This window comes from bacterium (genome assembly GCA_008933615.1).
Taxonomy (GTDB): domain Bacteria; phylum CLD3; class CLD3; order SB21; family SB21; genus SB21.
This window is the reverse complement of record WBUR01000063.1, coordinates 1-11,473: the sequence shown is the minus strand read 5'-3', so window position 1 is coordinate 11,473 and position 11,473 is coordinate 1. Positions and strand designations below refer to the sequence as shown.

Genomic DNA, 11,473 nt, shown 5'->3' with positions numbered 1-11,473 from the left:
GTACGGGTAACCGGTGCCGTCAAATTTTTCATGATGATATAATGCGATGCGCTCCGCCATTTGGAGAAGCTTGGATTTGCTTCCCTGCAGAATTTCATAACCCATTATCGTATGCTTCTTCATAGACTCAAATTCATCATTGCTGAGATGCTCTCCCTTTAATAAAATAAAATCGGCTATGCCCACCTTTCCTATGTCATGCATCGGCGATGCGTCAAGGATAAGATCCTGCTCGTCCCCCGAAAGTCCGATGGCTTTAGCGATCAATTTGCAATACTGAGCCATCCGAACAATGTGCATACCGGTCTCAGGATCGCGGTATTCAGCCGCACGTGTCAACCTGAGAATAACTTCGCGTTCACGCTCGACGATTTCATGGGTAGCTTTCCGAACTTCTTCCGCAAGCCATTCGGCGCGATTGGCCAATGCCTTTTGACTTTTTCGCAGAGCAAGCATGTTCTTCACGCGCGCCGTTAGTTCCGCCGTGTCGATCGGTTTGTTAATAAAATCGTTGGCTCCGAACTCGATCGCTTTCAGGCGAATATCTTTTTCGTTGACTGCCGTGATCATTACAACGGGTATGTCCCCCTTCCCCGCTAATTTGCGAAAACGCTCGATAAATTCCAGACCGTTGGGACTCGGCATCATGTAATCGACAAGAACAAGGTCGGGATCATTTTCCTCACACCAGACGAGTGCCTCAGCCGATTCGGTATGGCAGATGGTTTCGCAGTCAGGAACTTTAGCCATCATCAGATTTTTTAAAAGCGTGACGTTCATGTCATGATCGTCAATGATGAGAACCTTCATGCAGCACCTCTCTGGTTTGCTTTCTGAGCAATGTAACGTATTTAAGGCGGAGGATAAACAAAAAAAATAATGGCGATTTATAAGATCAAAATAAATTTGATGCATTCATTATTTTTAACTACATTGCGGCGCATTTAGATGAAATAATTTTGCCGTACGTGATATCACTATAATAAAACATTTATGTCGGAAGATATTAAAGAAGAGTGCGGAATATTCGGAATTTACGGCCATCCTGAAGCCGCCAAGTTGACCTATCTCGGACTCTATTCATTACAACACCGCGGTCAGGAATCCACAGGCATTGTTTCGGCAGATGGTAATTATCTCCATCGACACGTTGGTATGGGTCTGGTCGGCGATGTGTTTGCGGACACAAAGCTGTTTGAAAAATTACCGGGTATTTCTGCAATCGGACATAACCGTTATTCCACGACCGGCGGAAGCTATCTGCAAAACGCGCAACCGATTACGGCTATTATCAATACCGGTGAAATTGCCGCAGGCCACAACGGAAATCTGATCAACTATTTTCAATTACGAAACGAATTACAGGATCAGGGAGCCATATTTCAATCCAACAGCGACACCGAAGTTATTCTCCATCTCGCCGCCCATTCCGGGTTAAAAAAAATCGAAGATCAATTGAAATACGCTTTAACGCAGATCAAGGGCGCTTATTCGCTTGTGTTGTTAACCAAGGATAAATTTATCGCGGCGCGAGATCCTAATGGAATTCGCCCATTGTGCCTTGGCAAATTAGGCGACGCAACTGTCGTAGCCAGCGAGTCATGCGCACTCGACATCATTGACGCGGAATATATTCGTGACGTCAAGCCGGGAGAATTTATTGTTGTAGATGAATCGGGCATGCGTTGCGAGATGTTATTTAGTGAGCCGAGGCAGCCGGCGCATTGTATATTTGAATTTGTCTATTTCTCCCGACCGGACAGCAAGATCTTTGGCGATAATGTAGACAAGGCCCGGCGAAAATTAGGCAAACATTTGGCAGAGGAATTTCCTGTCGAGGCGGATATTGTCATCAGCGTTCCCGATTCGAGCAACACTGCGGCCGTCGGTTATTCACGGCGAACCGGTATCAAGTTTGAATTAGGCCTGATCCGAAATCATTACGTGGGAAGAACGTTTATTCATCCGGTACAGTCCATGCGCGATCTGAAAGTAAAGGTCAAGTTCAACGTCGTCGAAGGCGTATTGAAAGACCGGCGCGTAGTCGTTATCGATGACTCCATCGTTCGAGGTACAACCCTAAAACCCTTGATCGCCATGATCCGCAAAGCCGGAGCTAAAGAAGTTCATGTGCGGATCAGCTCCCCTCCCGTCAAATCGCCGTGTTATTACGGCATGGATTTTCCGACCAAAGAAGAATTGATCGCCAACAAAATGACGAAGGAAGAGATCTGCGAGAATATCGGCGCCGACAGTTTAGAATATCTTACCATAGAGGGCTTAATGGCGTCCGTACCTAACGGCGAACACAATTATTGCACAGCCTGTTTCAGCGGGAAATATCCACTGCCTGTGAATGAAGAAGCTGACAAGCTTCAGTGCGCCGTCCCATTAGAAAAAAGTTCAACCCACTAATACCTCAGATTACCGCCAATGGGTTTTTTAAAGGACAAAGTTGTTGTTATTACCGGCGGGGCGAGCGGCATTGGCCGCGTGAGCGCAAAAATATTTGGAGCTGAAAACGCTACCGTAATCGTGTGGGATTTAAAAACAGAAAAAGTATCTGATGAAATCCATTCATACAACGTAGATGTACGCAACAGCGACTCCGTCCAAAACGCGGCAAACATTGCAATTGAAAAATTTGGAAAAATTGACGTTCTGATCAATAATGCCGGTGTCACGCGTGACGCTTCCCTGTTAAAAATGAGTACACGGCAGTGGCAAGATGTTTTGGATGTAAATTTAACCGGCGTGTTTAATTGTACGAAATCCGTTGCGCCCCTCATGATCGAAAAGAAATTTGGACGGATAATCAATACAGCCTCAGTCGTAGGGCTTTATGGTAATTTTGGCCAATCTAATTATGTCGCCAGCAAAGCGGGCGTGGTCGGTATGACCAAAGTCTGGGCGCGTGAGTTAGGACCCAAGGGTATTACTGTGAATGCGGTTGCTCCAGGATTTATTGCTACAGAAATGGTGAAAACGATTCCGGAAAATGTTTTGAATAAAATTATTGAAAAAACACCAACAGGCCGTCTTGGGAATCCGGAAGATGTTGCTCGTGTATATCTTTTTTTAGCTTCCGAACAAGCCTCCTTTATCAATGGCGCCGTTATCAGCGTTGACGGGGGCTACGTTGGATAATCGCCTATTCCACCCAATCCGCTATAAAGAGATTTGTGTCGCGTGTGCCGTTATTATTTCGATTGGATGAAAACACAAGTTTCTTTCCGTTCGGCGAGAACATTGGGAACGCGTTAAATATGCTTTCAGTAGTAATCTGTTCAAGTCCGGTGCCGTCCACATTGATCGTAAATAAATTAAAATTATAACCACGCGGCGCATTATGATTAGATGAAAAGATGATCTTCTGGCCGGACGGGTGAAAAAAAGGCGCCCAGTTCGCCTTGCCGAGTTGCGTAATCTGCTTCATCTCTGAGCCGTCTATATTACAAGTAAAAATCTCCATCTGCGTAGGAGCAACTAGTCCCTGCGATAGAAAATCCTTGTATTCTTTCACATCTGCTGCCGATTTTGGACGCGACGCGCGAAATACCAGCTTTTTGCCGTCAGGTGAAAAAAACGCCCCTCCGTCATAACCCAATTCGTTTGTAACTTGTTTAACATTTTTCCCATCAACATCCATTGTCCACAGTTCCAGATCGCCTGAACGCGTCGATGTAAAAACGATTTTGTCGCCTTGGGGTGAAACGGTTGCCTCCGCGTCATATCCGGGCATGTTTGTGAGTTGCGCAACAATATTGCCTTTTAGGTCGGCAACAAAAATGTCGTATGTGTCATAAATTGACCACAGGTATTTTCCGCCCTGATGCGGCGACGGCGCAGGCGGACAAGATTTCCCGCCCAAGTGGGTTGACGCGTAAATAATTCGTTGGTCGCCTCTTAAAAAGTAGGAACATGTGGTACGTCCTTCCCCGGTGCTTATCAGTGAAGGTATGTATGAACTATCGCCTGCGGCCTTATCAATGTCCATTACAAATATTTGGTCGCATTGCAGATTCCATTTCGGATTATTGCTTTGCAGTGTCAGGCTTTTTCCGTCGAAACTGAAATACGCTTCGGCATTATCGCCGCCATAAGTCAATTGACGCAGATTCTTAAAATGTTTTTCTGCAGAACCGGCCAACGAATTCTGAGTTTGGCACAATAAGCCGGAAGATTGAAACATATAAAAACAAATCGCGAGGAACAATGATGCTCGTTTCATGTTTTCGTATCCTGTATTATGATTATAGAAATTGCCCGCAAAATTACCGACATGGACAAATACAATCAAGCAGTTTTTTATTCAGCTCACAATTGTATCGTCTGGCCTGGATTAAGCGCCTGCGCCTTGATGCCAAGCGGCTTAATTCTGCTAATAAAATCTTCAGGCTCGGCTTTGATAATATCGAATGTATTATAATGCATAGGTATCACCATCTTAGGCTTTAATAAACTGACGGCCTTTACCGCATCGGAAATTCCCATCGTAAAATTATCTCCGATCGGAAGCAGCGCCAGATCGATCGGGTTCATCTCGCCGATTAATTGCATATCCATAAAGAGGCCCGTGTCGCCGGCATGATAAATCGTTTTCCCGTCCATCGTAATCAGGCAACCGGCCGGTGTACCCCCATACGTCCCATCCGGAAAAGACGAGCCGTGCCACGCAGGCGTTAACTTGATCTTCCCAAAAGCAAAGCCATGTGAACCGCCAATGTGCATCCCGTGTGTTTTTGTGCCGTTTTTTTCACAGTATTGCGTAATTTCGAAATTCGAAATTATCACCGCGCCTGTTCTCTTCGCTATAGGGATCGCATCGCCTAAGTGATCGCCATGCGCATGAGTAATAATGATGAAATCAGCTTTGACATCCGATGCTTTGTGTTTTGCAACGGGATTACCCTCTAAAAAAGGATCTATTAAGAGATGGTAAGCATCCTTTTGAATCAGCCATCCCGAATGTCCTAAAAATGTTAATTGTATCATGGTTTATCTCCTTATTTTAGCAGTATAAAATACTCCCCCAATAACAAATTTAATCAATTTTAAAAAAGGCGTCCAATTAATTATTCAGAATAATTTCTTCACCGATCATTTATCTTGATTATAGTTGCTGACCATTCTATATTTTTGGTCAATTGAACCAATCAGTGAGGTCCGCCCGCACTTTCAGCAAATGACCTTTCTTTAAATATGCAATCCATTCCATCTGAATCAGCAAGGAGTAACGTTTATGAGTGATCATGCTACACAAGCTGTCAAAGGATTACCGACCAACGCGTATACCGATCTAAAACCAGGCGAGGAATACAAACCTATCATGTCGCCCCTTCAGGTCTACCCGGAGGTAAATTTCCGTTCCGTTTTTTGGGGTTTGCTCATGGCGATGCTGTTCTCCGCAGCGGCAGCCTATTTAGGATTAAAAATCGGACAGGTTTTTGAAGCAGCCATCCCGATCGCAATCATCGCCGTCGGTCTGTCCGCAGCAGCCAAAAGAAAAAACGCTCTGGGCGAAAATGTGATCATACAGTCCATTGGCGCAAATTCCGGTGCCGTAGTTGCCGGCGCAATTTTTACGATACCCGCTTTGTACATACTTGAATTGAACGTGGAGTTCTATCAGGTATTTTTCGCGTCCCTTTTTGGCGGGTTTCTTGGAATCCTATTTCTCATACCGTTCAGAAAATATTTTGTAGCGGAAATGCATGGCAAATTTCCATTCCCGGAAGCAACAGCTACAACTGAAGTTCTCGTCGCAGGTGAAAAAGGCGGTAATCAGGCCAAAGTGCTTGTTTTCAGCGGAATCATCGGCGGGTTGTATGACTTCATCATCGCCTCTTTCGGCTGGTGGAGCGAAGTATTTACTACGCGCGTATTGCCTTACGGCGACGTATTAGCGGACAAAATGAAACTGGTATTCAAAGTCAATATCGGCGCGGCCGTCACAGGACTTGGCTATATCATCGGTTTAAAATATTCATCCATCATCGCGGCCGGCTCATTTGTATCGTGGTATGTGATCATTCCTGCATTATATCACGTTGGCAGCGGCCTTACGACGCCGCTCGGCGCGAATGTAACCAAACTGATTAGCGATATGTCGGCAGAGGAGATTTTTAGAAATTACGTTCGTCATATCGGTATCGGCGGAATCGCCATGGCCGGTATTATTGGTATTATCCGTTCGTCCAAGATTATTAAATCGGCTTTCGTATTAGGCTTTAAAGAAATCGTCGGTAAGAAAGTAGATATGGACAGCCGATTGAGAACGCAGAGAGATCTATCCATGAGCATCATCGCGATCGGTATCGTCATGACGGCGGTCATGATTTTCATTTTCTTCCAATTCGGTGTTGTTCATAATATAACGCATGCTATGGTCGGGCTTCTTATTGTATTGATTATTTCATTCTTATTCACAACCGTTGCGGCCAATGCGATCGCGATCGTGGGAACAAATCCCGTTTCCGGCATGACTTTAATGACGTTGATCATTTCGTCTTTCGTGTTGGTTTCCGTTGGTTTGACCGGCGACAACGGTATGATCTCGGCGCTGATTATCGGCGGCGTGGTCTGTACGGCGTTATCCTGCGCGGGCGCTTTTATTACTGACTTAAAAATCGGTTATTGGTTAGGTTCTTCTCCATATAAACAGGAATCGTGGAAATTTGCCGGCGTATTGGTTTCCGCCGCTACGGTAGGCTGGGTCATGTTAATATTAAATGAAACGTACGGTTTCAGCGGGCCTAACGCACTGGTTGCCCCGCAGGCTAATGCTATGGCAGCGGTGATCAAACCTTTAATGACCGGACAAGCCGCGCCCTGGATGCTTTACGTTGCCGGGGCTTTTATGGCGCTGGTACTAACTATGCTCGGCGTCCCTGCATTGGCCTTTGCACTCGGCATGTATATTCCATTGGAATTAAATACCCCGTTGGTATTCGGCGGACTTATTGCTCATTTTGTTTCCACGCGGAGTTCGGACGAGAAACTCAATACCGCTCGACGTGAACGCGGAACATTGATCGCATCCGGATTTATTGCCGGCGGCGCCTTGCTTGGCGTGATCAGCGCTATATTACGTTACCTCGGCTTCAATTGGGTCGACCCCGAATGGGCGGAATCACATTCTGCAGAATTACTTGGCGGCCTGATGTTCCTCGGCATCCTCGGATATATGTATTGGGATTCCATGCGAGGGAAAGTGGAAGAGGAATAAGTTTAAACAAATTATGTGATGAAATAAAAAACCGCCCTAAGAATCTCGGGGCGGTTTTTTTGTTATCTGCTAGAGTTTATTAGATTACTTCCTGACAATCCAGAGCTGACCAGCCACTTCTTTCATGCCCGTTCTTCCCATATCTGCGCAAGTTCCACGATCACACGAACGGCCATTTCCATATCCTGAACGGCAACCCATTCTAGTTTGGAATGGAAACTATGTTCGCCTGCAAATATATTCGGTGTCGGCAAACCCATGTAGGATAGGCGTGAACCGTCGGTTCCGCCGCGAATGGGACTGAGAATCGGTTCAATCTTTAGGCGTTTCATGGCTTCGATCGCATTGTCTCCTACTTGCGGATATTTATCCAATATGTATTTCATATTGCGGTATTGTTCTTTTATCTCAACTTCCAAACGCGCGCCGGGAAATTCCGCCGCTGTTTCTTGTGCAAGTTTCTTCACCAACTCTTCTTTTTCGGCTAACTTTTCCGTCACGAAATCGCGAATGATGAATTTGACCGTAGCAAGTTCTTCGTTGGCGTTAAACGTCGTCGGATGAACAAATCCTTCTTTCTTCTCGGTCGTTTCCGGTGATAGCGTTGTCTTCGGAAGTTTTTCGATGAATCGCGCACCAACTTTCACCGCATTAACCATTTTATTTTTTGCATAGCCCGGGTGAATATTTTTACCGTGAAATTTCACCGTCATCGCATCCGCGCTGAACGTTTCAGTCTCCACTTCGCCGCGGCTGGACCCGTCTACGGTGTAGGCGAACTGAGCGCCTAATTTTTTCAGATCAATTTTTTCTGTGCCGCGCCCTACCTCTTCGTCCGGCGTAAAACAAATTTTGATCGCCCCGTGTTTTACTTCCGGATGACTTAAGAAATATCCCACTGCATCCATGATCTCCGCCACGCCGGCTTTATTGTCCGCGCCCAGTAAAGTTGTGCCGTCCGCTGTGATAATATCATACCCCTTCATTTTTTCCAGATCGGGATTATTCTTGACTTCAATAACCTGATTAGCGTCTTTCGGCAGGTGAATATCCCCGCCTTGATAATTTTTGTGAACGATGGGATTCACATTTTCTCCGGTCACGGCCGGCGATGTATCCACGTGGGCAATATAAGCAATGACCGGCACGTTTTTCTTTGTGTTGGAAGGAATGGTCGCCATGACATAACCGTTGTCATCCATGTGCGCATCGCTAAGCCCCAGGGCTTTTAACTCTATGGCAAGATCTTTGGACAGTATTTTTTGTTTTTCCGTGCTGGGAAAACAAGTTGCGTCATCGTCCGATTGCGTATCATACTTCACATATTTCAAAAATTTTTCGACGCATGTGAATTTGTAGTTGGTGTCAAACATAGTTCCTCAACTGGTTAAAATGATAATATTTCCTGCCTTATCATATAAAAATTTCACGTGAAGTTCAAGCTTTCTCACAGCAAATTGTCCTTGCGAATGATCGAAACGGGGAGTATTTTCAATTTAATCATTTGAAAATCAAAACTCAGAATATCCACATGCCATCACTAATAAAACCCGTGTGTGCTTTTTTAGTTCTTGTACTGATTGTTTCTTGCGAAAAGAAATCGGTTGACGAAGTTGAATACTTCAAAGACCCGCATTCGTATGCTCGTCCGGAAGAAGCCGTTGTGACGCATCTTGAACTCGATATCAAAGTTGATTTTGACGTCAAACAAATTACCGGTAAAGCAAGTTATCAAATTAAGAACAAAAACGGCTCCGAAGTGATCCGGTTGGATACGCGCGGATTAGCGATTCACAAGGTTACGCTCGGCAAGGAAGAAACTCATACTCCCTTCACATTCGGTGATTCATCGGCCTATCTGGGACGCGAGCTGAAGATCACGATTACGCCTAAAACCGATTGGATTAACATTTATTATTCCACAACAAAAGACGCCGATGCACTGCAATGGCTTGAACCGTCGCAAACAGCGGGAAAGACCAAGCCGTTTTTATTCACACAATCACAGCCAATTCTTGCGCGAACGTGGATCCCATGCCAGGACAGCCCGGGTATTCGCATGACGTATCACGCTAAAATCCAATGCCCTCCCGATCTTTTGGCGGTCATGAGCGCAGAAAATACAACAGTCAAAAATTTCTCCGGAATATACGAATGCGATATGCCTCAGCCGGTCCCATCGTATTTGTTGGCGCTGGCCGTCGGCGATATTGAATTCAGGCCTCTTGGAAAACGAAGCGGCGTATATGCGGAGCCGGCCATGGTCGAAAAGACCGCGTTGGAATTTGCCGATACCGAGAAAATGGTGGAAACTGCTGAAAAACTTTACGGCCCCTATCGCTGGGGACGATATGATATTATAGTGCTGCCTCCGAGTTTTCCATTCGGAGGAATGGAAAATCCGCGCCTCACTTTTGCAACTCCGACCATCATTGCAGGCGACCGTTCACTGGTATCACTCATTGCGCACGAATTAGCCCATTCATGGTCCGGCAATCTGGTGACCAATGCAACATGGGGCGACGCATGGCTTAATGAAGGTTTTACCATGTATTTCGAACGCCGCATCGACGAGGAGTTGTACGGGAAAGAATTTGCGGAAATGGAAGCCGTACTTGGATTTCAAGACTTACAGGATGAGCTTTCGGAAATCAAAGATCGTCCGGAGATGACGCCACTGTATATTGATTTATCCGGAAGAAATCCTGATGATCTTTCGGCCGGAATTATTTATGAAAAAGGTTATCTATTTCTCCGCATGATGGAGGAAAATATTGGACGGGAAAAATGGGATGTTTTCTTGAAAAAGTATTTTAACACATTTGCCTTTAAACCGATGATAACGGAGCGATTCGTGAATTATGTAAATGCGGAATTAATAAAAAATGATGCAACTTTATCAAAAAAACTTAAAATAAATCAGTGGATATATGAACGCGGTATTCCTGACAATTGTCCCATCATAACTTCGGATGCATTTCAAAAAGTAGATGTCCAGCTGAAAGCGTGGTTAAGCGGTACTGCTGCCGATCAACTTGAAACGAGTCACTGGCTCTCTCACCAGTGGATACATTTTGTACGCAATCTTCCGGAAAAGATGAGCCGGACACAGATGGATGAACTGGACCGCGTTTTTGCTTTTTCAAAATCCGGCAATTCAGAAATTGCATTTGCCTGGCTGAACCATGTGATCGATAACGACTATGTTCCCGCATACGCTCAACTTGAAAATTTTTTGATGAATATCGGCCGAAGGAAATTTGTCGAACCGCTATACGCTCGATTAGCTAAGACCCAAACCGGATTGGAATTAGCAAAAAGAATCTACCGCAACGCAAGATCATCTTATCATTCGATCACCTACCTCACAGTCGATAAAATTCTATTTCCAACTAGCAAATAGCTAAAGTTAAGTTTTTTTGTTTCTACAGGGTGTCAATATATGACTGTGTTGTCAATATATTGACACCACGCGTTGTTTGAGAACTATAATATTGACTTCTTCACTATTTAAACTCTTAGATAACAAGCTTACAACATTTACCTAATCAAGGCACGTTTATTGTTTACACTATTCTCTGCACTCTATCCGGTTCTTACTAAAATAAACTAACTTTCTTAATTTTCATTGCAAGTGATCAGTAAATGTGGGCATTAAATGAAGCGACTTGATACAGCGACGCGATCAAATTCTTACGACGCTGCAAATCAAAACACGACACAATCAAACGAACACCGAAGATCCAGCCGTACTATCTTGTTAATTGATGACGATGATTTGGTAGCGCAAACGCTAAGCATGATGCTTTCGACTTCAAATTACGATGTTCGTATTGCCAATAACGGTCTTGACGCACTAAAAATATTCAAAAATGAACCGATCGGTCTAGTCATATCTGACCTATTGATGCCAAGTCTTTCAGGGTGGGATGTCGTAGAGAGAATCAGACAACTGTCGCAAAATGTTCCCGTTTTTATTATTACAGGTTATTTAAACGAATTGTTAGATAAACAAAAAGAGCGGGTTGAATCATTAGGGATTAATGAAATACTTCTAAAACCCGTTCGCATGAAAGATCTGATTGATAAAGTTGCGCCTTATGTCGGCAGAAAAGAAATGCGCGCAGCATGTAACACACAACCGTCGCCCCCCATTTCCCCTTTCTTATAGTGAGAACCGATAGCGTTGAGCTAAAAACTCAGCGCTATTTATTTTCTCTTGGGCGGCGCAATGAAGCTTTAGAG

9 protein-coding genes are annotated in these 11,473 nt (G+C 44.7%); 5 read left to right on the top strand and 4 right to left on the bottom strand.

Translation table 11 applies throughout. The features are described from left to right. On the bottom strand, positions 1-915 hold a 915-nt coding region (locus F9K33_15935), incomplete at its 3' end, for a response regulator (GenBank protein KAB2877666.1). Between the two features lie 78 nt (positions 916-993). Between F9K33_15935 and F9K33_15930 the strand changes: the two genes are divergently transcribed. Together F9K33_15930 and F9K33_15925 are read left to right on the top strand one after the other, a co-directional pair. Further along, positions 994-2,415 carry an amidophosphoribosyltransferase gene (locus F9K33_15930; protein ID KAB2877665.1) on the top strand — a complete coding sequence of 474 codons (1,422 nt, stop codon included), beginning with the start codon at positions 994-996 and terminating at the stop codon, positions 2,413-2,415. An 18-nt stretch (positions 2,416-2,433) separates the two neighbouring features. Then, positions 2,434-3,147 carry a beta-ketoacyl-ACP reductase gene (locus F9K33_15925; protein KAB2877664.1) on the top strand — a complete coding sequence of 238 codons (714 nt, stop codon included), beginning with the start codon at positions 2,434-2,436 and terminating at the stop codon, positions 3,145-3,147. A gap of 4 nt (positions 3,148-3,151) precedes the next feature. On the opposite strand, the gene F9K33_15920 is transcribed toward F9K33_15925, so the two are convergent. Then, positions 3,152-4,231, bottom strand: coding sequence for a hypothetical protein (locus F9K33_15920; protein KAB2877663.1), 1,080 nt, complete (start codon positions 4,229-4,231; stop codon positions 3,152-3,154). An 86-nt stretch (positions 4,232-4,317) separates the two neighbouring features. After that, positions 4,318-4,995: a metal-dependent hydrolase gene (locus tag F9K33_15915; GenBank protein ID KAB2877662.1), complete on the bottom strand. Its 678-nt coding sequence runs from the start codon at positions 4,993-4,995 to the stop codon at positions 4,318-4,320. A 247-nt stretch (positions 4,996-5,242) separates the two neighbouring features. Here F9K33_15915 and F9K33_15910 point away from each other — a divergent pair, with 247 nt between their 5' ends. Next, complete coding sequence (locus tag F9K33_15910; protein ID KAB2877661.1) at positions 5,243-7,228, top strand: oligopeptide transporter, OPT family; 1,986 nt, start codon at positions 5,243-5,245, stop codon at positions 7,226-7,228. A gap of 122 nt (positions 7,229-7,350) precedes the next feature. Here the strand turns inward: F9K33_15910 and pepT are convergent, their stop codons facing one another. Further along, positions 7,351-8,601, bottom strand: coding sequence for a peptidase T (gene pepT, locus F9K33_15905; protein KAB2877660.1), 1,251 nt, complete (start codon positions 8,599-8,601; stop codon positions 7,351-7,353). A 158-nt stretch (positions 8,602-8,759) separates the two neighbouring features. On the opposite strand from pepT, the gene F9K33_15900 reads away from it, so the two are divergent. After that, a complete protein-coding gene (locus F9K33_15900) occupies positions 8,760-10,631 on the top strand; it encodes a M1 family metallopeptidase (protein KAB2877659.1) in 1,872 nt (623 codons plus the stop codon). A gap of 255 nt (positions 10,632-10,886) precedes the next feature. Then, a complete protein-coding gene (locus F9K33_15895) occupies positions 10,887-11,399 on the top strand; it encodes a response regulator (protein ID KAB2877658.1) in 513 nt (170 codons plus the stop codon). Positions 11,400-11,473 lie beyond the last annotated feature (74 nt).

Coding starts and splice junctions, on each gene's coding strand:
- F9K33_15930 (KAB2877665.1), top strand. CDS start 994: ATGTCGGAAGATATTAAAGAAGAGTGCGGAATATTCGGAATTTACGGC.
- F9K33_15925 (KAB2877664.1), top strand. CDS start 2,434: ATGGGTTTTTTAAAGGACAAAGTTGTTGTTATTACCGGCGGGGCGAGC.
- F9K33_15920 (KAB2877663.1), bottom strand. CDS start 4,231: ATGAAACGAGCATCATTGTTCCTCGCGATTTGTTTTTATATGTTTCAA.
- F9K33_15915 (KAB2877662.1), bottom strand. CDS start 4,995: ATGATACAATTAACATTTTTAGGACATTCGGGATGGCTGATTCAAAAG.
- F9K33_15910 (KAB2877661.1), top strand. CDS start 5,243: ATGAGTGATCATGCTACACAAGCTGTCAAAGGATTACCGACCAACGCG.
- pepT (KAB2877660.1), bottom strand. CDS start 8,601: ATGTTTGACACCAACTACAAATTCACATGCGTCGAAAAATTTTTGAAA.
- F9K33_15900 (KAB2877659.1), top strand. CDS start 8,760: ATGCCATCACTAATAAAACCCGTGTGTGCTTTTTTAGTTCTTGTACTG.
- F9K33_15895 (KAB2877658.1), top strand. CDS start 10,887: ATGAAGCGACTTGATACAGCGACGCGATCAAATTCTTACGACGCTGCA.